This window comes from Xenorhabdus cabanillasii (assembly GCF_003386665.1).
GTDB lineage: Bacteria > Pseudomonadota > Gammaproteobacteria > Enterobacterales > Enterobacteriaceae > Xenorhabdus > Xenorhabdus cabanillasii.
In genome coordinates this window covers 2492816-2517952 of record NZ_QTUB01000001.1, presented here as the reverse complement: position 1 = coordinate 2517952, position 25137 = coordinate 2492816, and the positions used below count along the sequence as shown (strand labels likewise).

General features: G+C 42.8%; 23 protein-coding genes and 1 pseudogene. 5 read left to right on the top strand and 19 right to left on the bottom strand.

Annotated elements, in window-relative coordinates; translation table 11 throughout:
- Nucleotides 1-30 precede the first annotated feature (30 nt).
- The 10 genes from purF to BDD26_RS12125 form a co-directional block, all read right to left on the bottom strand.
- Nucleotides 31-1548 carry an amidophosphoribosyltransferase gene (purF, locus tag BDD26_RS12170; RefSeq protein ID WP_038264855.1) on the bottom strand — a complete coding sequence of 506 codons (1518 nt, stop codon included), beginning with the start codon at nucleotides 1546-1548 and terminating at the stop codon, nucleotides 31-33.
- A 32-nt stretch (nucleotides 1549-1580) separates the two neighbouring features.
- On the bottom strand, nucleotides 1581-2069 hold the full coding sequence (gene cvpA, locus BDD26_RS12165; protein WP_038264857.1) for a colicin V production protein: 489 nt from the start codon (nucleotides 2067-2069) through the stop codon (nucleotides 1581-1583).
- Between the two features lie 193 nt (nucleotides 2070-2262).
- Complete coding sequence (gene dedD, locus BDD26_RS12160; RefSeq protein WP_115826669.1) at nucleotides 2263-2946, bottom strand: cell division protein DedD; 684 nt, start codon at nucleotides 2944-2946, stop codon at nucleotides 2263-2265.
- The gene (gene folC, locus BDD26_RS12155) at nucleotides 2936-4249 is read right to left on the bottom strand and encodes a bifunctional tetrahydrofolate synthase/dihydrofolate synthase (RefSeq protein WP_115826668.1); all 1314 of its coding nucleotides are present in this window, start codon (nucleotides 4247-4249) and stop codon (nucleotides 2936-2938) included. Before folC ends, dedD begins: the two co-directional genes overlap by 11 nt.
- Nucleotides 4242-5186 (bottom strand): acetyl-CoA carboxylase, carboxyltransferase subunit beta, encoded by a 945-nt coding sequence (accD, locus tag BDD26_RS12150; protein WP_115826667.1) that lies wholly within the window; start codon nucleotides 5184-5186, stop codon nucleotides 4242-4244. The genes folC and accD overlap by 8 nt, the downstream gene beginning before the upstream one ends.
- Before the next feature lie 152 nt (nucleotides 5187-5338).
- Nucleotides 5339-6028 (bottom strand): DedA family protein, encoded by a 690-nt coding sequence (locus tag BDD26_RS12145; RefSeq protein WP_370700442.1) that lies wholly within the window; start codon nucleotides 6026-6028, stop codon nucleotides 5339-5341.
- A 45-nt stretch (nucleotides 6029-6073) separates the two neighbouring features.
- Complete coding sequence (truA, locus tag BDD26_RS12140; RefSeq protein ID WP_038264866.1) at nucleotides 6074-6913, bottom strand: tRNA pseudouridine(38-40) synthase TruA; 840 nt, start codon at nucleotides 6911-6913, stop codon at nucleotides 6074-6076.
- Nucleotides 6913-7923, bottom strand: coding sequence for an aspartate-semialdehyde dehydrogenase (locus tag BDD26_RS12135; protein ID WP_115827552.1), 1011 nt, complete (start codon nucleotides 7921-7923; stop codon nucleotides 6913-6915). Before BDD26_RS12135 ends, truA begins: the two co-directional genes overlap by 1 nt.
- 72 nt (nucleotides 7924-7995) lie before the next feature.
- On the bottom strand, nucleotides 7996-9123 hold the full coding sequence (gene pdxB / locus BDD26_RS12130; RefSeq protein WP_115826666.1) for a 4-phosphoerythronate dehydrogenase PdxB: 1128 nt from the start codon (nucleotides 9121-9123) through the stop codon (nucleotides 7996-7998).
- A 130-nt stretch (nucleotides 9124-9253) separates the two neighbouring features.
- Nucleotides 9254-10012 carry an AraC family transcriptional regulator gene (locus BDD26_RS12125; protein WP_115827551.1) on the bottom strand — a complete coding sequence of 253 codons (759 nt, stop codon included), beginning with the start codon at nucleotides 10010-10012 and terminating at the stop codon, nucleotides 9254-9256.
- 164 nt (nucleotides 10013-10176) lie between these two features.
- Here BDD26_RS12125 and BDD26_RS12120 point away from each other — a divergent pair, with 164 nt between their 5' ends.
- Nucleotides 10177-11079, top strand: a complete 903-nt coding sequence (locus BDD26_RS12120; protein WP_115826665.1) for a DMT family transporter — start codon at nucleotides 10177-10179, stop codon at nucleotides 11077-11079.
- A gap of 203 nt (nucleotides 11080-11282) precedes the next feature.
- On the opposite strand, the gene BDD26_RS12115 is transcribed toward BDD26_RS12120, so the two are convergent.
- Nucleotides 11283-12251 carry a hypothetical protein gene (locus BDD26_RS12115; RefSeq protein ID WP_038264640.1) on the bottom strand — a complete coding sequence of 323 codons (969 nt, stop codon included), beginning with the start codon at nucleotides 12249-12251 and terminating at the stop codon, nucleotides 11283-11285.
- A gap of 478 nt (nucleotides 12252-12729) precedes the next feature.
- Between BDD26_RS12115 and BDD26_RS12110 the strand changes: the two genes are divergently transcribed.
- Genes BDD26_RS12110 through BDD26_RS12100 form a run of 3 tightly spaced genes read left to right on the top strand, consistent with a single transcriptional unit; the run spans nucleotide 12730 to nucleotide 15683 of the window.
- A complete protein-coding gene (locus BDD26_RS12110) occupies nucleotides 12730-13704 on the top strand; it encodes a Bug family tripartite tricarboxylate transporter substrate binding protein (RefSeq protein ID WP_115826664.1) in 975 nt (324 codons plus the stop codon).
- A 13-nt stretch (nucleotides 13705-13717) separates the two neighbouring features.
- On the top strand, nucleotides 13718-14149 hold the full coding sequence (locus tag BDD26_RS12105) for a tripartite tricarboxylate transporter TctB family protein (protein ID WP_115826663.1): 432 nt from the start codon (nucleotides 13718-13720) through the stop codon (nucleotides 14147-14149).
- Nucleotides 14150-14159: 10 nt separating this feature from the next.
- A complete protein-coding gene (locus tag BDD26_RS12100) occupies nucleotides 14160-15683 on the top strand; it encodes a tripartite tricarboxylate transporter permease (RefSeq protein WP_038264649.1) in 1524 nt (507 codons plus the stop codon).
- A 51-nt stretch (nucleotides 15684-15734) separates the two neighbouring features.
- On the opposite strand, the gene fabB is transcribed toward BDD26_RS12100, so the two are convergent.
- Complete coding sequence (gene fabB, locus BDD26_RS12095) at nucleotides 15735-16949, bottom strand: beta-ketoacyl-ACP synthase I (protein ID WP_038264653.1); 1215 nt, start codon at nucleotides 16947-16949, stop codon at nucleotides 15735-15737.
- A gap of 215 nt (nucleotides 16950-17164) precedes the next feature.
- Between fabB and mnmC the strand changes: the two genes are divergently transcribed.
- A complete protein-coding gene (gene mnmC / locus BDD26_RS12090; protein WP_115827550.1) occupies nucleotides 17165-19210 on the top strand; it encodes a bifunctional tRNA (5-methylaminomethyl-2-thiouridine)(34)-methyltransferase MnmC2/FAD-dependent 5-carboxymethylaminomethyl-2-thiouridine(34) oxidoreductase MnmC1 in 2046 nt (681 codons plus the stop codon).
- Nucleotides 19211-19410: 200 nt separating this feature from the next.
- On the opposite strand, the gene BDD26_RS12085 is transcribed toward mnmC, so the two are convergent.
- From BDD26_RS12085 to prmB, 7 genes and pseudogenes are all read right to left on the bottom strand, one after another.
- Nucleotides 19411-19929 carry a GNAT family N-acetyltransferase gene (locus tag BDD26_RS12085; protein ID WP_115826662.1) on the bottom strand — a complete coding sequence of 173 codons (519 nt, stop codon included), beginning with the start codon at nucleotides 19927-19929 and terminating at the stop codon, nucleotides 19411-19413.
- Nucleotides 19930-20041: 112 nt separating this feature from the next.
- Entirely contained in the window at nucleotides 20042-20539 is a 498-nt protein-coding gene (locus BDD26_RS12080; RefSeq protein ID WP_147299016.1) for a hypothetical protein, read from the bottom strand.
- Nucleotides 20540-21080: 541 nt separating this feature from the next.
- Nucleotides 21081-21368, bottom strand: coding sequence for a YfcL family protein (locus BDD26_RS12075; protein ID WP_038266921.1), 288 nt, complete (start codon nucleotides 21366-21368; stop codon nucleotides 21081-21083).
- A gap of 23 nt (nucleotides 21369-21391) precedes the next feature.
- Nucleotides 21392-21943 carry an elongation factor P hydroxylase gene (locus tag BDD26_RS12070; RefSeq protein ID WP_038266918.1) on the bottom strand — a complete coding sequence of 184 codons (552 nt, stop codon included), beginning with the start codon at nucleotides 21941-21943 and terminating at the stop codon, nucleotides 21392-21394.
- A 36-nt stretch (nucleotides 21944-21979) separates the two neighbouring features.
- A pseudogene (locus BDD26_RS12065) lies at nucleotides 21980-22781 on the bottom strand (sulfite exporter TauE/SafE family protein).
- A 104-nt stretch (nucleotides 22782-22885) separates the two neighbouring features.
- On the bottom strand, nucleotides 22886-23971 hold the full coding sequence (gene aroC / locus BDD26_RS12060) for a chorismate synthase (protein WP_115826660.1): 1086 nt from the start codon (nucleotides 23969-23971) through the stop codon (nucleotides 22886-22888).
- Nucleotides 23972-24133: 162 nt separating this feature from the next.
- Complete coding sequence (gene prmB, locus BDD26_RS12055) at nucleotides 24134-25066, bottom strand: 50S ribosomal protein L3 N(5)-glutamine methyltransferase (RefSeq protein ID WP_115826659.1); 933 nt, start codon at nucleotides 25064-25066, stop codon at nucleotides 24134-24136.
- Nucleotides 25067-25137 lie beyond the last annotated feature (71 nt).

The following is a 25137-nucleotide window of genomic DNA, read 5'->3' as shown; positions in this document are numbered from 1 at the left end:
AGAAATAACTCAATGATAATAGGAATATAATCATCCTTCATTATATATTTCTAAACTCTCAATTTCGCTCTGTCCGCGTAATTTCATGGCATCATCCTTACGCAGATTTTCCAGATAATCGAGATAAATCTGATCAATGTCTTTTGTGATATAGATACCATCAAAAACTGAACCTTCAAATCTTTCAATATCCGGATTTTCTTCACGCACCGCAGCGATCAGATCAGCGAGATCTTGGTATATCAACGCATCAGCACCAATGAGCTGGCGGATTTCATTGATTTCCCTGCCATGAGCAATTAATTCATTAGCATTTGGCATGTCGATCCCATACACATTCGGGAAACGGACTTCAGGCGCAGCCGAAGCAAAATAGACTTTCTTAGCACCCGCTTCACGCGCCAATTCCACAATCTGTTCTGAAGTCGTGCCACGGACAATGGAATCATCCACCAGCAATACATTTTTACCCCGGAATTCTGCGCGGTTGGCATTCAGTTTACGCCGGACTGATTTCCGACGCTCCTGCTGACCGGGCATAATAAAAGTGCGTCCGACATAACGGTTTTTAACAAATCCCTGACGGTAAGGTTTATCCAGAATATGGGCAATCTCCAGTGCTACATCACAAGATGTTTCAGGAACAGGGATCACAACATCTATCTGTAAGTCTTCCCACTCACGGGCAATTTTTTCACCCAGTTTCCTGCCCATGCGTAACCGTGCGTTATAGACAGAAATTTTGTCAATAAAGGAATCAGGACGGGCAAGATAAACAAATTCGAACAGGCAAGGTGTTAATGACGGATTATCTGCACACTGACGAGTAAATAATTGCCCCTGCTCAGTGATATAAATGGCTTCGCCAGAAGCGACATCCCGCAGGAACTCAAACCCTAAGGTATCAAGTGCCACACTTTCTGATGCCACCATATATTCACTGCGCCCATCTGCCAGTGTGCGTTTCCCCAATACCAGAGGCCGGATACCGTTCGGATCGCGGAAAGCCACCAGACCATGCCCAATAATCATAGCAACACAGGCATAAGCACCACGAATTTTCCGGTGCATTGCCGCTACTGCCGCGAAAATATTATCTGGCTCTAATGGGAAATGCGGGAATTTGGTTAATTCATCAGCAAAAACATTCAACAGGATTTCAGAATCAGAAGTGGTATTAACATGGCGGCGGGCATTTTCAAACAGGATTTTTTTCAATTCATGGGAGTTTGTCAGATTGCCATTATGTGCCAATGTAATACCAAAAGGAGAATTCACATAGAAAGGCTGTGCTTCAGAAGCACTGGAACTACCCGCTGTCGGGTAACGGACATGCCCTATTCCGATTGTCCCCTGTAAACGTAACATATGTCGTGTTTCAAACACATCTTTAACCAAACCATTGGCCTTACGTAAACGGAACTTATTATTACCATCAATAGTCGCAATACCTGCTGCATCTTGTCCACGGTGCTGAAGCACCGTTAATGCATCATAAATCGACTGGTTAACCGATGTAAAACCAACGATACCAACAATACCGCACATGTAGTCTTTCCTCATCAGTCAGGCGGAGAGGATTATTTCTCCGGTAGGAAACTCGACGCATTTTGCAGGTAGTCAAAAAACCACCTGATAATTTGGCTGAACTGTGGGATCAGTTGTGACTGCTGCCAGTCTGCACTTTTGGGAAGTGGTGTAAAAGAATCCGCAATAAATAGAATGGCAGAAACAATTAACACGCCACGCAATGCCCCAAAACAGATCCCCAGAACCCGATCTGTACCTGATAAGCCTGTTCGCTGAACAAGTGAACCAATGACATAGTTTACTACTGCGCCAACGATCAGTGTTGCAATGAATAAGATAGCAATCGCTACTCCATTACGCACCAACTCATCTTCAAGGCGAGTGAAATAAACCGCCAGATAAGTATAAAAGTGGCTTGCAACAAAGAAAGCACATCCCCAAGTAATCAGAGAAAGTGCTTCACGAACAAAGCCGCGAATCAAGCTAACCAGTGCAGAGAAACCAATAATGGCAATAATTGTATAATCAATCCAGACCATATTTTAATCCAAAATAGGCTCCCGACACTCAGGCCGGGCGCATTCTAACAGAAAACGAAAACGTTTGCGTAGCAGATTTATCACTGTGCTAAAAATAATTAAGGAATCTATCATCCTAACCTTTATCAGCTCTATAATCAGATTTTTGATCTTCCACGGAAGACTCCAGCTCCGCATGAAAGATCAATTTTTGTTATGGTTTGTAATTTTTGATTTGTCCCTGCAAACCCGTTAACTCTTTCAATTCAGGTAAAACAAATGCCAAAGCCTGCCTTGAGGCGTTAGGCCCGATATAAATCCGGGTCAATTGCCCCTGTACCGGAGAAGAAGGGATAGTATAAACCTGATGCCCCGACAGACGCAGCCTGGCCACTATCTCATTTACCTTATCTGCATTTTTTAACGCACCAAGCTGGACAACATAGGCTACTGCTTGTGGTGCCTGCTCTACAGGTTGAGGCTTCGCTTCTGGCCGGCTTGCAGGACGGCTTTCTGGCTTAGTTTCCACTTTCTGCATAGAGGAAGATTCAGGTTTTGTCTGTCTGGGATCTTTAGTGATTGTGGCAGGAGGTAGAACCAGCGGCTCAGATTCCGACGCTGAAGAACCAGACAGCATGTCTGTTCCTGATTGCTGCTCCTCAGTTTGTGCCTGCATCGCCTCAGCCGCACCTTCCGGCGGTGTAGATGGCATACTTTGAGTCAGTGGCGGAATAGAATCAATATTCTCTTCATCACCTGGCTTAGGCACTAATGGAATAGAAGCGAATTTTTCTTCATTGTATTTCTTATCGCCGTCAAACAGCATCGGCAGCACGATGACACTCAGTGCCGCAAGAACGATGGTTCCGATTAAACGATTTTGAAACTTACTTGCCACGTCCCTTCATCTCCTCCAATGATTCCATAACATGGGCGACAGTATGGAAAGAGCCACAAACCACAATGATATCTTGTTCTGATGCGTCTTCCATGGCCTGATCCCATGCCTGTTCCACTTCCGTGAATGTCCGCGATCCAGGAAGATGTTCAGCCAGCATCTCCGCTTCTGCACCTCGGAGCTCATGTAATGATGCACAATACCATTCGTCAATTTGCCGGGAAAGACAGGCAAGCGTCCCCGCAATGTCTTTGTCTTGCAGCATACCGACAACTCCCCGTATTTTGCTGTCCGGTGAACGGGGTAATTCAGCCAGTTTTTGTGTCAGATAATCGGCCGCATGAGGATTGTGCGCCACATCCAGTATGACCAGTGGGTTTTCCCTGATAATTTGAAAACGCCCCGCCAACTGGGCACGTTTTAAGCCTTCATGCAGTGCGCGTTCATCAATAGCCTGACTGATTTTATCATTCTGCTGCAACAAGCAGTGGATCACTCCCATTGCCGTTGCTGCGTTAGCCAATGGCAGATTAGGAATAGGCAACGATTTAAACTGTTGGGTCGCTGTTTGCCAATGCCAACTGTCTTTATCCCGTGAACAGTCATCCTGTGAAAAGTCCCAATCGACACCACGACGGAACAAATTTGCGCCCAGTTCATTAGCCACTTCCGCAATGGAGTGAGGCATATCAGGTTCACCGACGACAGCAAAGTGATCACGACGGAAAATACCCGCTTTCTCACGCCCGATATGTTCGCGATCTGCTCCGAGCCAGTCTGTATGATCCAGCGCAATACTGGTGATCGCCGCAACATCAGCATCCACAATATTAGTCGCATCCAAACGGCCACCTAAGCCTACTTCAAGGATCACAATATCAAGGTCAGCTTCTTTAAAAAGCTGCAATGCTGCCAATGTACCGTATTCAAAATAGGTTAAGGAAATATCACCTCGCTGAGCTTCAATATCCGCAAAGACACGGCAAAAATCCTGCTCTGTCGGTTCATTACCCTGAATACGTACCCGTTCGGTATAACGCACCAAATGCGGTGAACTATACACCCCCACTCTCAGACCAGCAGCCAGAAAAATGGATTCAAGGGTATGACAGGTTGTACCTTTGCCATTCGTGCCGGACACCGTAATAACTTTCGGGGCCGGATGTAACAGATCCAACTGCCTGGCGAGTGTACCTACACGTTCAAGCCCCATATCAATAGCTTTCGAATGCAGATTTCCAAGATAGGAAAGCCACGTCATCAATGACGACGTGGCTTGAGGAGTTTGTAAAATATCAGACATCTTCTTTATCAGGATTGATGTTTGTGTCAACTTCAACGTCAGCAGGTTCGGCAACAATTTTTGTCGCCTCTGTCTTCGTACCGGGTTGTGGCTGGTGAGTCAGCATTGCAAGCAGGTTGGCAATTTTTTCCCGCATTTCCGGGCGACGTACAATCATATCAATTGCTCCTTTTTCCAGCAGAAACTCACTGCGCTGGAAACCTTCCGGTAATTTTTCACGTACGGTTTGTTCAATAACCCGTGGGCCTGCAAAACCAATCAGTGCCTTAGGCTCTGCTATATTGATATCGCCCAGCATCCCCATACTGGCGGTCACTCCCCCCATTGTCGGGTTAGTCAGAACACAGATATAAGGCAAACCCCGATCCTGCATTTTCGCCAACGCAGCACTGGTTTTTGCCATCTGCATCAGCGACATCAGCGCTTCCTGCATACGTGCTCCACCACTGGAAGCAAAGCAGACGAATGGGCAATTGTCTTCCAACGCCTGTTCAACTGCGCGAACAAAACGTGCTCCCACAACTGAACCCATTGAACCTCCCATAAAGTTAAACTCAAATGCACCAGCCACCACTGGCATATCGTGTAGTGTCCCTTTCATCACGATCAGGGCATCTTTTTCCTGAGTTTGCTTCTGAGCCGCAGCCAAACGATCTTTGTATTTTTTAATGTCGCGGAATTTCAGGATATCTTTAGGCTCCAATTCACTGCCTAACTCTGTTGTGTTTCCTTTATCCAGAAATGCCTGCAAACGCTGACGGGCAGAAATTCGCATATGGTGGTCACATTTCGGACACACTTCAAGATTACGCTCTAACTCAGCGCGGTAAAGTACCTGACTGCAACTGTCGCATTTTGTCCAAACTCCTTCAGGAATACTAGCCTTACGAGTTTGCATTATTTTGCTTTTATTTAGAATTTTTTCAATCCAGCTCATTAATGAACCTTTCCGTCTGATTCTGGCACACACTTTTAACACTGCATGTTTGGTATGCTTGGGTATGTGCCAGCTTTATGTTTTACGTGCCATTAAACCACAATGCTATAACAGTGTGGACAAAAAACTGCTCAAACCTGTTTGATGATTATCTAATTATTATCTACCGTTTTTTTAGAAGCAGCACGGCGATGACGCCAAATTTCAATAACCCCAGGCAGAATAGAAATAAAGATAATTGCAACAATCAATAGCTTCAGATTATTCTGAACAATCGGCATATCACCGAACAAATAACCAGCGTAAGTGAACAATAATACCCATACAAATGCGCCAATGACATTATAAGCAGCAAAATGGCGGTAAGACATTTTCCCCATCCCGGCAACAAATGGCGCAAATGTTCGGATTATTGGCACAAATCGCGCCAGAATTATTGCTTTTCCACCATGTTTTTCATAAAACTGATGGGTTTTATCCAGATAGCTACGGCGAAAAATCCTGGAATCCGGGTTATTAAACAATTTCTCACCGAAAATACGCCCAATAGTATAGTTTATGGCATCACCAATAATGGCCGCAATGATGATCAACGCGACTATAATATGCACGTTAAGGTCGTTAGAATCTAATGCCGATAGTGCTCCCGCTACAAATAGCAGAGAATCTCCCGGCAGGAATGGTGTAACCACCAGTCCCGTCTCACAAAATACGATTAAAAATAAGATGCCGTATACCCAATAACCATAATCAGCAACTAATTCGGCCAAGTGAGCATCAATGTGTAAAATAAAATCGACAATGAACTTCGCGAAATCAATAAAATGAGTAAACAACTCCATAATATTCCTCGTTATGCTCAACATCCCTGTCATCATTCGAAAGTATCAGATTAATTCATCGGCCAAAAACAACGGCCCCATAACAGGCTCAGGCAAGCCAAAATGAACAGGATAATCCACTGCGACTAAATATAGCCCTTCAGCTTTAGCTGTTGCGGCTGCTTTTGTCCGATCTTTCAGCGCCAGCAATTCAGCCATCCATTGGATACCCTGATTACCACAACCAATTTCCAACAAGCTGCCAACAATATTGCGCACCATATGATGAACAAAAGCATTGGCCTTGATATCCACAACAACATAATACCCATGACGACTGACATTAATATGCATCAAATTACGCCACGGCGAGTTGGACTGACACTGTACTGCCCTGAAAGAAGTGAAGTCATTCTCTCCCAGCAGACATTGTGCCGCTTCATGCATTTTTTTCTCGTCCAGCGGGTAGTGAAAATGCGTGACACCTTTCGCCAGTACCGCAGGACGGTAACGATGGTTGAAGATAACATACCGATACCGACGTGCCGTTGCACTGAAACGAGCATGAAATTCATCATCGACCATTTTTACCCAACGTACGGCAATGTCCGGCGGCAAATAAGTATTAACTCCCATTGTCCATGCTGCATCTTTACGTTGTGCTGACGTTTCAAAATGCACTACCTGCCCGGTTGCGTGAACACCTGCATCCGTTCTGCCCGCACAGAAAACAGAAACAGGTTCATCTGCCACTTTTGACAGTGCTTTTTCCAAACATCCCTGTACACTTCTGACTTCTTGCTGACGCTGCCAACCATAATAGCGGCTGCCGTCATATTCAATCCCCAGTGCAATTTTCACTTTTTTTGCTTCTGGCACAGACTGATTCAGTTCTGTAGCAGACATCAGTAAAATTGCTCCTGCATCAGTTTTTCTGCGATTTCAACCGCCATCAGAGCACCGCCAAAGCGGATATTATCGGTAACAGACCAGAACTGTAACATCTCCGGCATTCCATAATCATTACGCAAACAACCGATACTCAACCCATCAGTACCTGATGCATCTGTAACCTGAGTCGGATAATCGCCCTCTTCCGAGAGCTGAATTTCTTCAAGACGTTCAAATTCTCCACGCGCTTCTTCTACACCAACCGGACGCAGTGTTTCCAGATTAACCATCTGGGCAATACCGTAAAACACGGAAGATTGAACACAACTCACTGAAACAGGCAAACCTTCATCCTGCAATATCCTGCGCACTTGATCGACGATACGACGCTCTTCGCGTATCGTGCCCTCAGCATCAGGCAATAGAGGTAACAAGTTAAAAGCCAATTGTTTACTGAAACGCCCTTCATCAGGCGGAATACCATTCAATAAGCGAGCACTTTGCCCTGCCAACTCTTCAATGGCAGCTTTACCATGTACGGAAACAGGCAATATATTGGTCAGCTGTAAACGAGCAATACCCGCAGCATCAATTAACGGCTTGATAGCCGTCAGCACCTGACTTGTAGCACTATCGGCAACTGCAATAATGTTACGGTTACGATATTCAGCTAAAGCATACGGGTTCACTGTCGGGACAACCAACGGAACATCCGGCTCTGTCGCAAACAACCCACTGCTGTCAATAACCAGACAACCCGCTTCTGTCGCGGTTGTAATATATTGTGCTGTCACTTCCATACCCACAGCAAAAAATGCGAGCTGTACCTGTGACCAGTCAAATTCTGCGGCATTATGAACAGTGACATTTTTGCCGTTAACACGCTGGATTTTCCCGACACTTTGCTCACTGGCAAGAAGATGCAGTTCACCAACCGGAAACTGGCGTTCCTGCAATAACGCCAATATCGCTTCACCTACTGCGCCCGTTGCACCCAAGAGCGCAATATTCCAACCTTCTGACATGTTGGTTTTCTCCACTTCTTTTTTATTCCACTGCTTTTTTATTTTGGTAACAGGCAAAAACCTCTGCCTGCGTTAAATCAACTTAGCATTAAACCCAATTTCGGATAGTAATTGAGCACTGCTTTCTGAGTCACAATATACTGTCAGGGAAGACCACTCCCGACGTTCCGGATAATTTCTCCGCAACTGGTCAAAAGCACCATCCTGCCCGGCTGCCTGACGTAATGGTGTATCATCACGGCGCACATCATACACTAAATGCATCAAGCGCTTCAGAATGCTTTGTGTCACTTCGCCATGAACTGTGATATGGCTGAAATCAGACTCAGGCAACAGCTCAGACAATTCTGTCTTCTGTGGTTTTCCCAGGAATTCACAATACGCCTCAAAAACCTGAGTTGTACCACGAGCCTTACCTTCCAGAGTGTATCCCGCAATATGCGGTGTACCGATATCAACCAAATCCAGCAAAGGTAATGAAAGGTTAGGCTCTGGTTCCCAGACATCAAGTACGACACGTAATTTTTTCCCATTTTGCAGCGCTGATAACAGTGCCTGGTTATCAACCACTTCGCCACGGCTGGCATTGATTAAAATTCGGTTGTCCGGCAGAGAAGAGAGTAATTTTGCATCTGCTAAATGATAAGTTTGATAAAGGCCTGATGTGTTAAGCGGCGTATGGAACGTCAGAATATCTGCTTCTCTGACCAACTTTTCCAAAGGCCAGAATTCGCCTTCATCTCCCCGATCGGCACGAGGTGGATCACACAGTAAGGTCTTCACGCCCAAAGCAGCCAGTCGGTCAGCCAGACGTCCTCCGACATTACCGACACCAACAATGCCGACAGTTTTATCTTTCAGTTGAAACTGATCCTGCTCTGCCAATACCATCAATGCAGAAAAGACATATTCAACGACAGCAATTGCATTACATCCGGGAGCAGCAGAGAAACCAATGCCTGTCTGCTTCAACCATTGCTGATCAACATGATCTATTCCGGCAGTAGCAGTACCGATAAATTTTACCGGGCTGCCTTTTAGCAAGGACTCATTAACTTTAGTGACAGAGCGAACCATAAAGGCATCTGCATGTTCCAGAACTCCCTCCGGCACAGGGCGGCCCGGAATTGGCTGAACTTCCCCTAATTGATTAAAGAGTTGCTCAGCATAAGGCATATTTTCATCAACTAAAATTTTCACTTTTCTCATCCAACAGCTTAAATGGGCGTGATCCGCTATTCTGACATTTAATCGGCATAATACCTAATCCCCCTTTATCTTTCGAGTTACCTCTTTGTTAGAAGTCACTCGAAATCTATTTAATTTCAGCTCATCCTTTCCTGAAACGTTCAGGAGTTGTCCCGGCTAGCTGCTGAAACATAGAAATAAATGCTGACGATGAACTATAGCCAACATCAAATGCAATCTCATAAACGCTTTTACCTTGTTCCAATAAGGAAATTGCGTGCAGAAAACGCAGGCGCTGCCGCCACTCTCCAAAAGACATCCCCAATTCTTGCTGACAGCGACGCGATAAGGTTCTTTCTGAGGTGTAGCGTTTTTTCGCCCATTCCGCCAATGAGGTATTATCCGCAGGGTTACGCTCTAATGCTTCTAATATCGGAGCAAGCAGCTTATCTCTTGATGAAGGTAAATATGTACATTGACCTGGTGATAATTCAACCTGATCAATCAGGATTTGAGCCAAACGCTGATCTTTCTCTGTCTCTGGCTGAACTATCTTGCGGGTATAAAAATCCATCATGATGGCATTGAAGATAGAAGTTAATCGAATGATACACGGCTGTTGAGGCAAAGATTCACTTAACTGCGATGAAATATCTATTATCCAAAACCGCATCGTTTTTCGGTTGTAACTGGAATGAATCATATTCTTCGGAACCCAGATACAAAATTCTGGTGGCGCAAGAAAACGCTGTCCTTCCACGGTCATCTCTATGACTCCACACACGACATAAATCAATTGTCCAAATGGGTGGGAATGCAACATACATTCGGTATCAGCATTCAATGTTTCATCACGAAAAATAAAAGAATCGGGCGTGCCCAATTCCAGCGGCTGAAACATAATCTGGTTACTACATTTTCGAATGCTCATATTTACTCCAAATAACAAAGGGGATTTGTAACTTGTCCTGATTGCCACATCAATTGGCGGATTATCAATATATAAAATAAATCGGTCATTGTTACACTAAGTACACCATATTCTGATACACCCAATTTAACTCCATGAAGAATTTATTTTTCCCCCTTATTGCTGTGCTCATTTGGTCAATTAACGCTGTCGTCAGTAAAGCCTCCACCACTTCAATTGAACCTGCTGCTATCGCTTTCTATCGCTGGTTCATCGCCTTTTTGGCTTTAACCCCTTTTGTCTTATTACCCGCACTGAAACAGTGGAAAATGCTTACCCAATATTGGTGGAAGTTATTGATCCTCGGCTCCCTCGGTATGGTTCTTAATCAAAGTCTGGTTTACTACGCTGCCCATACTGTCAGTGCAACACTGATTGGGATCTTTACTTCGTTGATTCCATTGTTGACTGTCATACTCAGTATTTTTGTCCTGCGAGTTGCCCCGACAGTTGGAATTATACTTGGTACAGTTTTTTCCCTGTCCGGCCTTATATGGTTAATTGGCAAAGGAGAACCTGCTTCTTTGTTACAATACGGATTAGGGTCAGGAGAAATGATGATGTTTATTGCATCAGCAGCCTATGCTCTGTACGGCGTTCTGACCAAACGCTGGGCAATTCCGTTACCCAACTGGCAATCACTCTATATACAAATCGGATTTGGGGTATTATTACTTTTGCCTAACTTCATAATGACAGAAGATGTCCGGTTAACCAGTAATAATATTTCTCTTGTGCTGTTTGCAGGTATTCCGGCTTCAATTATTGCACCTTATCTCTGGATACAGGGGGTTATTCGTCTTGGAGCTAATATGACCTCAATCTTTATGAATCTGGTTCCGGTTTTCACCGCAATTATTGCCATCGCGGTACTCCATGAGAAAATGTATAGCTATCATCTGATTGGTGGAGGTATTGTGCTGGCTGGCGTAATTCTTGCTCAACAATTACGTATCCCAATATCTCGCCAGAAAAAAAATCCAGCCAAAACAGACTGAACAAAATAGAGAATTTAATCGTCAGAAAATTTAAATAGCACTTTATCAACAATACTTTTACCAATTATCGCCCAATGCTTCACTGGGCGATAATTATAAATGGGTATACCCTTTGTCTTTCAAGTTGTCTCTTTGTTGAAAATAAAATCAACCAGATACTGAATATCCAAATTAATTTTATACAGGAATCTCATTTTAATTGATTATCTTATCTTTACTTGATTATTTACTATAAAATACCCTCCGAACTGAGTATACTTTCCACGCTCGGCATTGCGGGGATCTTTTATAATTTCATTATTATTATCCGTTTTTCTGACTGACATTCTCCCCGGTTTATGAGCCCAAATATGGCAACGTTCGTGCTTATTATTTAAAACCAGTCTATACCAATGGTAGTCCCAGTCATCTGCATAATCGTCAGTAGCAAAAAGCGCTACAACATGGTTCGGATAGTATTTTTCATCTCTATAATCATCCAACATAACTAATCCATCTGAAATTGCGCCATCTATAACAACTTTCATAGTACGTTCTTGTAAAAGCTTCTCGGTATTGCCTCCCGGTTGAGAGTGACTCCCACCTGCATAATTGCAGGCGTAAGAATAACAGTTATGTAATTTCTGCTTTTCAGGTGTATTCCAGAAAGTTGTATTGAACAAGCCCGCTTGTACAGCAATCAATTTACCCGTTTTCGGACTCATAATATTTACTGTGTAGAGCTCATCACTATTTGCATCGTGTAAAGTATCTCTTTTTTCATTATGCAGATTTTCATCTGGATCACCTCCCTCAGAACAATCGGAAGTATCTTGCTGAAGATTAGTTATGTCCTGAAATATTGCGGCTTTAAGGTTACTGTTTTGGTTAGAAGACTCCATTAAAGCGAAACCAAGATATCTGCTTTGATAAAGATCGGGTGCTCTTCCATCACATATATAAAAAGAATTGGTCAATCCATAACTATGTGCTATTGTCTGTTCAGTTCCATCAATTTCGATTAAAAAACCAGAGAATCCAAGTCTTCCACAAGTTTCTCCGAAGTTAATTCCCTTAATATTATCCCTGAATAGCTCCAGTAGCCATTTTGAGTTCATTTCATAATCGAGATCATAGTAATACCAGTAATAATCTTCCAGTCCAGAAAAAGTCAGTAATGTTACTTTAATCATTCTAGGCCCCATATATAATTTTAGTATGGATGTTGTCACCCTAAATCAATATAACGAATTACAAAAACATTTATAATCCATAAAGTTATTTTTGTTAATATCAAAATTATTTAGATAAGCATCTAAAACAAATATATTTTCATTAATTTTTAAAATTACTTTTATATTCTGAAAATACTACAAATATACGAAATCACTTTCAGCAATCATATGTATATATTCATATTACATAACCTTTTGTTTCAATAAATATTAAAGGATCATAAAAGTTATTTATTTTCACTTTCAATATCTATTACACAACTTCAAAAAATCTTGAGGCATTTAAAAAAATCAACATCATTCAAATTAAGTTAAGTGATTAAAGTCACATCTGGACACTTTTTTATGTTAATAGAACGTTTCAGTTCTATAAATAATAATACACCGGAAATTTATAAAGTTGTTATCATCACTGGTGCTATATGAGGAATAAAAAATGAAGATACTCAAGACATTATTAACTACTGCTGGCCTGCTTTTCTGTACCAATACCTTTGCTATTGATGCTCCTGACAGAACTGAATGTATTGCCCCTGCTAAACCCGGTGGTGGCTTCGATTTAACCTGCAAGTTAGTGCAAGTCTCATTGCTGGATACCAAAACTATTGATTCACCTATGCGGGTAACATTTATGCCCGGAGGCGTCGGAGCCGTTGCTTATAATGCTATTGTTGCCCAACGGCCTGCCGACCCCGGCACTATTGTCGCCTTTTCTGGTGGCTCTCTGTTAAATCTTGCTCAAGGAAAATTCGGGCGCTATAACGTGAATGATGTGCGCTGGCTGGCCAGTGTTGGTACTGATTATGGTATGATTGCTGTCCGTAAAGACTCTCAGTACAAGACATTAAAAGATCTCATTGATACATTCCAGAAAGATCCTACCAGCATCGTATTTGGTGCCGGAGCTTCCATTGGTGGTCAGGATTGGATGAAAACGGCCTTACTGGCAAAACAAGCTGATGTTGATCCGCGCAAAATGCGCTATGTCGCCTTTGAAGGTGGTGGGGAAGCAATCACAGCTCTGCTAGGTAAGCATATTCAGGTTTTCTCTGGGGATATCAGTGAAACCCTGCCTTATCTGACGAGTGATAAGCTGCATGTTCTTGCTGTCTATGCCGATAAAAGGCTTGGCGGTGTTTTGGCAAATATCCCGACAGCCAAAGAGCAAGGCTACAACATCGTATGGCCGGTTATTCGTGGTTTTTACATGGGCCCCAAAGTTTCTGATGAACAATATCAATGGTGGGTGGATACATTCAACAAATTACAACAAACAGATGAATTTAAGAAACAGCGCGAACTACGTGGCCTCTTTGAATTCAATATGACAGGTAAAGAGTTGGATGACTATGTGCAAAAACAGGTTGCTCAATACCATGAGATGGCTAAATCCTTTGGTTTAGCAAAATAACGGGAATACCATCATGAGCGATCGTATCTTTGCTGTTATCTGGTTAGCCCTTTGTGGTATAGGATTGGTCATTGGCTGGGGTATTCATAGCGAATACAGCTATGAACCTTTGGGGCCGCGGCCATTCCCGATTGCCATTATTTCATTAATGGCGCTATGTGCACTATTACTGCTATTCAAAAAAACTGAAATAACTCATTGGCCTGCACCACAAGTGCTGCGCCGCTTATTGTTGCTGATAGTTTCACTAGTCTTTTACGCAGGAACATTTGAGTGGTTAGGCTTTCCTCTGGCGACGACATTATTGACCATCAGCATCGCATTGCTGTTTAACGCCTCACTTCTCGCCGCAATTATTTCTGGTGTGAGCTTGGGTATATCACTCTTTTTTGTATTTGATCGCCTGTTAGATGTCACGCTACCCATTGGTAGTCTGTTCAGGTAAGGAGAATAAAATGGATACTTGGATATACCTGATACAAGGTTTTGAAGTCGCATTAATTCCTAAGAATTTGATTATCGCATTAATAGGCTGCTTTATTGGTACAGTTGTTGGTTTGCTCCCCGGTCTGGGCCCAATAAATGGTGTTGCCATTTTATTGCCGTTAGCTTTTGCCTTGAAATTACCCGCAGAATCCGCCTTAATTTTATTGGCAACGGTCTATATTGGTTGTGAATATGGAGGTCGGATATCTTCAATTCTGCTGAATGTGCCGGGAGATGCTGCCGCGATTATGACCGCTCTTGATGGATACCCAATGGCAAAACAAGGGCAAGCTGGTGTTGCATTGTCTATCTCAGCAATCAGCTCATTTTGTGGTTCACTCTTAGCTATTATTGGTATCATTTTGTTTGCTCCTCTTCTGGCCAAATGGTCTCTGGCGTTCGGGCCTGCTGAATATTTTGCCCTGATGGTGTTTGCGATTGCCTGTCTCGGCAGCATGATGAGCCAGAATCCTGTCAAATCTCTATTGGCTGCTTTGATCGGGTTAGGGTTAGCGACAGTAGGAGTCGATGCTAATACTGGGGTTTATCGCTTCACGTTTGATAGTGTCCATCTTTCTGATGGAATTCAGTTTATTGTCGTTGTGATCGGCCTGTTCTCTGTCAGTGAAATTCTGCTGATGCTTGAGAATACTTCCACTGGACAAAAAGTAATAAGTAAAACCGGACGATTACTGTTTAACAAAAAAGAAGCCCAAACCTGTACCGGGCCAATATTACGCTCCTCAGTCATTGGCTTCTTTGTTGGTATCCTACCCGGTGCCGGCGCAACGATTGCCAGCGCAATCACATACATGACAGAAAAACGACTTAGCGGAAACAGCGATTCATTTGGTAAAGGTGATATCCGTGGTGTGGCAGCACCTGAAGCAGCCAATAATGCATCAGCATGTGGTTCATTCATTCCTATGCTTACTCTGGGTGTCCCCGGTTCAGGTACTACCGCCGTAATGATAGGTGCACTGACGCTCTATAACATCACACCGGGGCCTGCTATGTTTACGGAGCAACCGGATATAGTCTGGGGGTTGATTGCAGCCCTATTTATCGCCAATATTCTTTTACTCATCATGAATATTCCGATGATTGGGCTGTTTACCCGTATGTTGAGTATCCCTCTGTGGTTCTTAGTGCCAGCCATAGCCACCGTTTCAGCAGTCGGAGTTTATGCTGTACACAGTACGACATTCGATCTGATGCTGATGGTTGGTCTGGGGGTGTTCGGCTATATTCTCAGGAAAATGAATTTTCCAATGTCGCCGCTCATTCTAGGGTTTGTATTAGGTGAAATGCTGGAACAAAATTTGAGACGGGCACTTTCAATCAGTAACGGTAATTTCAGTATCTTGTGGAGCAGTACCATTGCTCAATCTTTGTTGGTCTTAGCTGCACTGGTTATTATCATTCCACCTATCTTGCGGATAGTTCATAAAAAACGTAAGAAAAATGAGAATATTTACAGCCAATCCACATAGCTGGTGAATTGGCTTTTATGCAGGCTGGTAAAACTTTTCAGTTTTGGAAAATCAGTTCAGATACTTGCGCATTACCAGAGATGCATTTGTACCGCCGAACCCGAAGCTATTAGACATAACCGTCTTTAGCTCGCGTTCGGTAGGTTCAGTAATAATATCCATACCACGGGCTTTTTCATCCAGCTCTTCAATATTAATACTTGGTGCAATAATTCCATGCTCCAGCATCAATAAACTGTAAATTGCTTCCTGAGCACCAGCTGCCCCCAAAGAATGCCCGGTCATCGCCTTCGTTGCTGAAATAGCTGGTGTCTTGTCACCAAATACTTCTCTAATCGCTTCCAGCTCTTTCAAATCGCCAGCAGGTGTTGATGTGCCATGAGTGTTAATATAATCCACCTCACCTTCAATACCATCCAGAGCCATCTTCATACAACGCACAGCTCCTTCACCTGAAGGTGCAACCATGTCCGAACCATCTGAATTCGCTCCGTAGCCAATAACCTCAGCATATATATGTGCACCACGAGCCAATGCGTGTTCTAATTCTTCAACAACGACAATACCGCCACCGCCAGCAATAACAAAGCCGTCACGGTTTTGATCATAAGTACGGGAAGCACGATCTGGTATTTCATTATATTTGGTAGAGAGTGCGCCCATTGCATCAAATTCACAGGCAATTTCCCAGCTCAGCTCTTCACCACCACCGGCAAAAATAACGTCCTGTTTACCAAGCTGGATTAATTCAACAGCATGACCAATACAGTGTGCAGAAGTCGAACAAGCGGAACTGATAGAGTAATTTACGCCTTTAATTTTGAACGGCGTTGCCAGACAAGCGGAAACACCGGAAGCCATTGTCCGTGTCACCATATAAGGCCCGACTCCCCGTAAGCCACGGGCACGCATACCATCCGCACAGACAACCTGATTGTGTGGAGAACCCCCACCAGAGCCGACAACCAGCCCTGTACGTAAATTAGAAACCTGCTCACCGGAAAGGCCAGAATCTTTAATTGCCTCATCCATCGCCAGATACGCATAAACAGAAGCATCGCTCATAAAACGCTGTGTTTTACGGTCAATCAAACCTGTTGTATCCAGTTTGACATTCCCCCATACGTGACTGCGAAGCCCCATTTCTTTGAATTCTTCGGAAAAAGTTATCCCGGAACGGCCTTCTTTCAGAGATTTCAGCACCTCTTTCTGGTTATTACCAATACTAGATACAATGCCCAAACCAGTGATTACTGCTCGCTTCATTAATTACCTCATCAATATGTTTATCCGCGGGATTTCCTTCTCGCACTTTAGCGTACACTTGTACGCTGAACAAGTCCGATCAGGATAAAAATCATGAACAATTGATCATAACCCAGACTTTGAGATCGCTCATAAGTGGTGTAACAGCCTCAAGACCGTTAAAATCCCCTATTATTCTTCTCAACAATACAGGCCTTATTTTGAACAACAGTATTGTGCAAAACAGTGCTATCAATAGCGCAACCCTAAGCTGGAATGAACAGGGCACACCTATTTCTAAGCAATTTGATGATGTTTATTTCTCAAATCAAGATGGGTTAGAAGAAACCATATATGTATTTTTAAACGGCAATCATTTTCCTCAACGTTTTAGCACACATTGCCGCTCTGATTGTGTTATTGCCGAAACCGGATTCGGTACTGGGTTAAATTTCCTTGCACTCTGGCAATCTTTTTCAGAGTTCAAACAGCAACACCCAGATGCTACGCTAAAAAGGCTGCACTACATTAGTTTTGAAAAATATCCATTAAAAATCGCTGATCTAAAAAGTGCACATCAGCGCTGGCCAGAGCTTCAGAAGTTTTCTGAAGAATTATGTCAGCAATGGCCTTTACCACTCGCAGGTTGCCATCGGTTAATTCTGAATAATGGTGCTATTACTCTGGATCTCTGGTTTGGAGACGTAAATGAACTATTGCCCAAAGTAAATTCCGGCCTGACAGGTAAAGTTGATGCGTGGTTTTTAGATGGTTTTGCTCCCGCCAAAAACCCACAAATGTGGAGTGAACAACTGTTCACTGCAATGGCAAAATTTTCTCGTCCGGAAGGAACATTTGCGACATTCACATCAGCAGGTTTAGTACGCCGTGGATTACAAGCAGCAGGCTTTACTGTCAAAAAAGTCAAGGGATTCGGGCGTAAGAGAGAGATGCTGACAGGCGTTTTACCTTCCTCTGTTCACAACGCCAAAACTGATATGCCCTGGTTTGCCCGCCCTGGCACAAATCATACTGATGATATCGCAATTATTGGCGGAGGTATTGCCAGTGCATTCACTGCTCTTGCTTTACTGCGACGTGGCGCAAAAGTCACACTATATTGCCAGGATACACAACCCGCACAAGGTGCATCAGGTAACCAACAAGGTGCTATTTATCCTTTACTAACTGGTCGTCATGATCCATTAGAGCGTTTCTTTACCTCAGCATTCACCTTTGCCCGTCGTCAATATGATGAACTGACTGATGAAAATGTGTTATTTGAGCATCAATGGTGTGGTGTTAGTCAAATAGCCTATGATGAAAAAAGTAACAAGAAAATCGACAATATGCTGCAAACAGCATGGCCGGAAGATATTGCTGTTGGAATGGATCGTCAACAATTGAGCCAAATCAGCGGGCTAGATGTCAACTATCATGGTATCCATTATCCACAGGGAGGATGGTTATACCCAGCTCAATTGACTCAAGAAATTATCAAACTTGCACAACAGCGTGGTATGAGGACATATTTCAACCATGAAATAACGCGTTTGGTTCAACATGAAAACGGTTGGCAACTACACATTGAACATCAGGGACAAACACAACTTAAAAACCACAAAGTGGTTATCATTGCCAACGGGTATTGCCTGGCTCAATTTGAACAGACCAAAAAATTTCCTGTTACCGCAGTCCGTGGTCAAGTCAGCCATATCCCAACAACTGACCTGCTTAGCCAGCTAAAAAGTGTGCTGTGTTACGATGGTTATATGACCCCTGTTAATCCCAAAAATCAGCATCACTGTATTGGTGCGAGTTATCAACGCAATCAATTAGATACTCAGTACTCTTCTGCCGAACAGCAGGAGAATCGCGACCGTCTCCTGAAGTGTTTCCCTGATGTTGATTGGGTAAAACAAGTTGACATTTCAGAGGATAAATCCCGTCAGGGGATCCGATGTGTGATTCGGGATCATATGCCAATGGTCGGCAATGTCCCTGTTTTCAGTGAAATTATGGCAAAATATACCGATTTACCTCAACAGATACAGTCCGGTGAGAAAATAGACGAATCACCTTGTTACCCTGATTTATTTGTTATTGGTGCATTAGGTTCACGTGGTTTGTGTTCTGCTCCTTTAAGTGCTGAATTACTTGCAGGACAAATGCTTAATGAAGCCTTACCACTTGATGATGAAACATTAGCGGCTTTGCACCCGAACCGTTTCTGGGTCAGAAAACTGTTACGTGGTAAAAAAGTGAAAACAGAAAAGCCTTAACTTTTCACATCTTCACCGCCCTAAGAGGCTATCGTAAAGGCTGAGATTTTACGACTCACCGAATAAGCCCCAATTTGCATCAGACATTAACAAAATCATGTCTGATGCTACTGAATTCGCATTAATTGAAACGATTATACCCGTCGTCTTTCAAGTTGCATCTTGAAATCCATTCGGTATAAAACTCAATTGTAACTTTCTCATGCAATCACTGAGCGTTTCATTGCACAACGCTGAACTGCTGAAAACCCATATTTAATTTCATCTTGTAAAATCTGTTTCAATGCTTCACTCATCTGCTGAAGGTCTAAAATGGAAAATCCCATTCTTTGATAAAAGGGAGCATTCCAACTGACATGACGGAAAGTCGTTAAAGTCACAGACTGTAATTTACGCTGTTTGGCAACCTGAATAACTTTTTCTATTAATGCCTTACCTATTCCCTTTCTCTGCCAATCTCCATGCACAGACAGTTCAAAGATATGCAGTCCATCACCCAAAGGTTTAGCCAGCATAAAGCCTATCGGAAGTTCTTTATCTGCCAAAGCTACCCAGCTATTATCCTGAGCAATATATTCCAAATGTTGTTGTTCCGTTTGTACGTGACCATCAGCAATCCAGGCCAAATCAGGTATAAAACGAAACAACTGCGCAGCAGAATATTCAATTGCAGGTAATTGACTTACATCGGATGTTTGTGTTTGACGGATAGTAAACATGACTTATCCCGACAACTTATTTATTTGATGGTCATATTAATAATATTAAAATAAATATTCCACTAATAAATAAGAATTAAAAATACGTCAGTTTATTGATTCGCAAAGCTATTCAAAGCATAAATTTCATTGCAGCAATAATAATACCAGAAAAACCAAACATCATTGTTACCATCCACTTGGTCTGAGCCGCTATTTTATCTGATACTTCCTTATGTACAGATGACATTTCTTTATTTACAGATGTTATTTCATTATGAATAAGTACCTTTACTGATTCAATATCAGCTTTTGTCGCATAATTGGATTTTATAACTTCCATATCTATTTTTAGTTGTGAGACATCTGTTTTTAACAGTGAGACATCTTCTTTTAACAATGAAACATCTGCTTTCAACAATGAAACATCTATTTTTAACTGAGAAACATCCATCTTTAATAGAGAAAAATCTGATTCCAGATTGTCAAATCTTTTTTCCAATTGTGGGTTCATATTTTGTCTCCTCCTCCATCCCGAAGCACTAAAACTTATCGATTCAGGTAACAAAAACATCTTATCACCAGTATAAAACCCATATCCACTTCGCACAGAGTAACTTCCCAATCCCATGGCATTATCTCCTGAAATATCCTTTTCAACTCTGAACTTTCACAGATAACTCATCCTGTTTATTATGAATTATGTATTTATTTTCTATTATTTAACCGCATTGCATACGATTAAATTCCCTCTCCGATTAATCTGATAGAAAATCTATATTTCCCCTTCATTGAAGGTAATCCAGAAGTTATTAGACATACAACTAAAAGAACACCTGATTATCTACTAAACAGTGACCTAAACTTTACCATTATTCATTTTTTTAATCATCACGCGTTCTACTAATAACATGATTATTTTAATCTCCTCAAAAAGAATGGCATCACACAAAGTCTGATTTAAAAACCCTCTAAGTAATTCTGCTAACCACATTATCTTAATCTATATACACTATAAAACGATCAATAAAGATTTATACTTCTCAGTTTATTACAGTTATTGCGAGCCATTGCGGATTTTTATGTAACCGAACATTGAGATTTACTTTATCTGCATAGAAAAAATAAGGGCTGCAAAACAGCCCTCAAGAAATAATTTTAGTGTCAATAGCTCACACTTTCACACTATCCAGTAGTTTTGCCAATAGTTTTTGCCAAGTCGTTAAAACTAAAACTTGATCTGGTGGCGTCAATTCTCCCACCTTAATCGCTTTATGGACACTTTCTTCTACACGCTGGTGAAGCTGTTCTATAGTATGAGCGCCTTCTTGTTCCAATTCAGCAACAGCCAGCGTCAGATGCCCGCGGAGGTATCCACCAGCAAATAATTCGTCATCACTGGCATATTCAACCATATCATCTATATATGCCAAAATGCGTGTTTCAAACTCTGCGAGCATTGTTTTTCCTCAAAAAATCAATATTAGTTAGCAAAAGGATCTTCCGGGCAAGGGAAATGTTCTGCTTTTAATGGGGGCGTATTGTAAAACGATTGCAGCGCATGGATAAAGTGTGCTGCACGTGTGGGTATTCCGTTTTCAAGATATGCTATGACTTGCGCATGCACTTTCCGCTGAAAAGCAAAACGATCCGGCTCAAAATCGCCGTCCAAATTATCGCAACTGATGTTGAAAGGAAAACCAGCAGCTACACAAAATAACCATTCTAATGCTTGTGGTTTAACTTCGACTTTCTCAAATTCCGCTTGAGTCTGAGCATCACGACCGTCAGGGCAATACCAGTAACCAAAATCAACCAATTTACGACGCTCTTTACCCGCAATACACCAATGCGAAATTTCGTGCAATCCACTGGCGTAAAAACCATGGGCAAACACAACCCGGTTATAATCCACTTCTTCATCTGCAGGCAGATAAACCGGCTCATTATCACCTTTTATCAAACGGGTGTTATAGTCATCGCTAAAGCAATTATCAAAAATTTCAATCAGTTGTTGATAGTGATATCCAGCCATGTATTAATACAATATCCTAAAATTAATATCCTAAAATCAAAAATAAAATGCCAGCCAGGAACGGATGGTGTCACCATGTTGATCATGGAGGAGTTTGATACTCATTAGAAAAGAGATAGTCACCAGCATTGGACGGATCAACTTTTGCCCCCTGCTCAATACCAAACCAGCGCCTAAACGGGCACCAATCATCTGACCGGCCAGCATGACAAAAACCCAGCAGCCATAGAACCTGCCCGCCAAGAATAAAGAAGCCTAATGCACCGAGATTGGCTGCGCAGTTTAACACTTTTGCATGTGCTGTTGCCTTCGCCAGATTGTAACCACAGAGCGTTACGTAAGAGAGTGCCAGAAAAGAACCGGTTCCCGGCCCGAATACACCATCATAAAAACCTATCCCGCCTCCCGCAAGACAACCAAAGGCAATCGGCCCCAAACGATGTTGCCGATCTTCTGCACCAATATTAGGTACAAGCAGAAAGTAAAGGCCGATAATCATCACTAATATAGGCAGGGCATAACGCAATAAATCTGGTGATACAAACTGAACCAGCAATGCCCCCGACATGCCGCCTAGCACAGTCATAGCAATGGAAAATCGCTGAGAACGCAGGTTAACTATACCACGACGGATAAAATACAGGCTGGCAGATAACGAACCACCTACGGACTGAAGTTTTCCTGTCGCTAATGCCTGAACGGGAGAAACACCTGCTGATAATAGAGCAGGAATCGTCAATAATCCGCCTCCACCTGCTATAGAATCGATAAAACCTGCAACCAGAGCAACTAAAAAGAGAAAACCATAAACTTCCGAACCCAGTAATGACCATTCCATTATTTATTTCACCAGAAAATTACTTACCCGTTCGTCAGGATATCTTTTGGCATTATTAGATGCTTATACCCCGGAAAATATAGCCCGGAAAAACTGTTACCAATTTACCAGCGCGGAAGTGAAGATGTTACATCTGCACACTGAGCTCTTTGACGCAGCAGATGATCCATCAGTACAATTGCCATCATGGCCTCTGCAATAGGAACCGCCCGAATGCCAACACAAGGGTCGTGTCGACCGCGAGTCACCATTTCTACCTCTTCGCCCTGACGATTAATGGTCTTACCCGATACCATAATGCTCGATGTCGGTTTCAGAGCAATGTGGGCAATAATTGGCTGACTGCTGCTGATCCCCCCCAGAATACCGCCAGCATGGTTACTGGTAAAACCTTGTGAAGTGATTTCATCCCGATTTTCACTGCCACGTAAGTTAACGACGCCGAAACCATCACCAATTTCAACCCCTTTCACGGCATTAATGCTCATCAGAGCATGAGCGATATCTGCATCCAAACGATCAAAAACCGGCTCTCCCAATCCTGCTGGCACATTCTCAGCAACCACCGTCACCTTAGCACCAATAGAATCCCCCTCTTTTTTCAGAGCACGCAATAACTCATCGAGTTGGGTTAGTTTACTTTCATCAGGGCAGAAAAACGGGTTCTGCTCAACGAGATCCCAATCTTTCAATTCACAATGAACATCTCCCATCTGGGTCAAACAGGCACGGATACGGATAGCATGCTTTTCAAACAAGTATTTTTTTGCAATCGCACCAGCGGCAACACGCATCGCAGTTTCACGGGCAGATGAACGGCCGCCACCACGATAATCACGCAATCCATATTTTTGCTCATAGGTATAATCTGCATGACCGGGGCGAAAGACGTCTTTAATCGCACTGTAATCTTGTGAACGTTGATCGGTATTTTCAATTAATAAGCCAATACTGGTTCCTGTTGTCACACCTTCAAAAACGCCAGAAAGAATTCGTACCTGATCAGGTTCACGGCGCTGTGTAGTGTAGCGGGAGGTTCCCGGACGACGTCTGTCCAAATCGATTTGCAAATCGGCTTCTGTAATGGCAATGCCAGGCGGAACACCATCAACAATACACCCCAATGCAACCCCGTGAGATTCACCAAATGTTGTGATACGGAAAAACTGACCAATACTGTTTCCTGCCATTCCTATCCTGCCATTATTTTTTATGCGTTAAAGATATATGTTAATGATGTGATATTGACTAACAATAACCTAACCCATGGTTAAAGCCTAATTGATTTCATCAACTTTATTTAAATTAAATTGATGAAAAAACGCTTTAACCATCAGCACAATGACAAAATATTAGTCTTTAAATAGACGGAAATATTCGTGATATTCGGTTAATTGTTTGCGTGTCAGCATAAAAACACCATCTCCACCATGCTCGAACTCCAGCCATGTGAATGGCACATCAGGATATTGTTCGATCAAATGAACCATACTGTTACCCACTTCACATATCAATACCCCTTTTTCTGTGAGGAAATCTGGTGCTATGGCGAGAATACGACGCGCCAGATCCAATCCATCACTTCCTGCTGCCAGCCCCAACTCTGGCTCACGGTGGAATTCATCCGGCAGATCGCCCATATCTTCCTCATCCACATAAGGCGGATTGGTCACAATCAGATCGTATTTCATCGGAGGCATATCACGGAATAAATCTGACTGAATCGGTATGACACGGTGCAAAAGTCCATGATTTTCAATATTGAGCTCAGTAACGGCCAAAGCATCAACAGAAATATCAACCGCATCAACTTCCGCTTCAGGGAAGGCATGAGCACAAGCAATTGCAATACAGCCACTTCCTGTGCACAAATCAAGAATGGTCAATGGCTCCTGTGGGATCAACCCGGCAAACTGATTGTTAATCAACTCACCAATTGGCGAACGTGGCACCAAAACACGCTCATCAACATAAAATTCATGCCCACAGAACCACGCCCGGTTAGTCAAATAAGCAACCGGAATACGCTCGTTGATACGACGCAGAACACGTTCGGCAATACGATGGCGCTCTGTGGTTGTCAGGCGGGCTGTCATCATATTTTCTGGGATATCCAGAGGCAGATACAGTGTTGGAAGAACCAATTGCAAAGCCTCATCCCACGGGTTATCCGTTCCATGACCATAATAGATGTTGGCTGCACAGAAATGACTGGTTGTCCAGCGCAGCATATCCTGAATGGTATGCAGCTCTGTGACGGCTTCATCTACAAAAATCTTATCCACGAGTACCTCTAAACCACAAAAATGTCATTAGTGCATTAGTTTGCCATGATCCATGCCACAAATCAGCAATC

What these genes read in the sequence shown, in the direction of transcription:
- purF (WP_038264855.1), bottom strand. Translation starts at nt 1,548, where the DNA reads ATGTGCGGTATTGTTGGTATCGTTGGTTTTACATCGGTTAACCAGTCG.
- cvpA (WP_038264857.1), bottom strand. Translation starts at nt 2,069, where the DNA reads ATGGTCTGGATTGATTATACAATTATTGCCATTATTGGTTTCTCTGCA.
- folC (WP_115826668.1), bottom strand. Translation starts at nt 4,249, where the DNA reads ATGTCTGATATTTTACAAACTCCTCAAGCCACGTCGTCATTGATGACG.
- accD (WP_115826667.1), bottom strand. Translation starts at nt 5,186, where the DNA reads ATGAGCTGGATTGAAAAAATTCTAAATAAAAGCAAAATAATGCAAACT.
- BDD26_RS12145 (WP_370700442.1), bottom strand. Translation starts at nt 6,028, where the DNA reads ATGGAGTTGTTTACTCATTTTATTGATTTCGCGAAGTTCATTGTCGAT.
- truA (WP_038264866.1), bottom strand. Translation starts at nt 6,913, where the DNA reads ATGTCTGCTACAGAACTGAATCAGTCTGTGCCAGAAGCAAAAAAAGTG.
- BDD26_RS12135 (WP_115827552.1), bottom strand. Translation starts at nt 7,923, where the DNA reads ATGTCAGAAGGTTGGAATATTGCGCTCTTGGGTGCAACGGGCGCAGTA.
- BDD26_RS12125 (WP_115827551.1), bottom strand. Translation starts at nt 10,012, where the DNA reads ATGTTTCAGCCGCTGGAATTGGGCACGCCCGATTCTTTTATTTTTCGT.
- BDD26_RS12120 (WP_115826665.1), top strand. Translation starts at nt 10,177, where the DNA reads ATGAAGAATTTATTTTTCCCCCTTATTGCTGTGCTCATTTGGTCAATT.
- BDD26_RS12115 (WP_038264640.1), bottom strand. Translation starts at nt 12,251, where the DNA reads ATGATTAAAGTAACATTACTGACTTTTTCTGGACTGGAAGATTATTAC.
- BDD26_RS12110 (WP_115826664.1), top strand. Translation starts at nt 12,730, where the DNA reads ATGAAGATACTCAAGACATTATTAACTACTGCTGGCCTGCTTTTCTGT.
- BDD26_RS12105 (WP_115826663.1), top strand. Translation starts at nt 13,718, where the DNA reads ATGAGCGATCGTATCTTTGCTGTTATCTGGTTAGCCCTTTGTGGTATA.
- BDD26_RS12100 (WP_038264649.1), top strand. Translation starts at nt 14,160, where the DNA reads ATGGATACTTGGATATACCTGATACAAGGTTTTGAAGTCGCATTAATT.
- fabB (WP_038264653.1), bottom strand. Translation starts at nt 16,949, where the DNA reads ATGAAGCGAGCAGTAATCACTGGTTTGGGCATTGTATCTAGTATTGGT.
- BDD26_RS12085 (WP_115826662.1), bottom strand. Translation starts at nt 19,929, where the DNA reads ATGTTTACTATCCGTCAAACACAAACATCCGATGTAAGTCAATTACCT.
- BDD26_RS12080 (WP_147299016.1), bottom strand. Translation starts at nt 20,539, where the DNA reads ATGGGATTGGGAAGTTACTCTGTGCGAAGTGGATATGGGTTTTATACT.
- BDD26_RS12075 (WP_038266921.1), bottom strand. Translation starts at nt 21,368, where the DNA reads ATGCTCGCAGAGTTTGAAACACGCATTTTGGCATATATAGATGATATG.
- BDD26_RS12070 (WP_038266918.1), bottom strand. Translation starts at nt 21,943, where the DNA reads ATGGCTGGATATCACTATCAACAACTGATTGAAATTTTTGATAATTGC.
- aroC (WP_115826660.1), bottom strand. Translation starts at nt 23,971, where the DNA reads ATGGCAGGAAACAGTATTGGTCAGTTTTTCCGTATCACAACATTTGGT.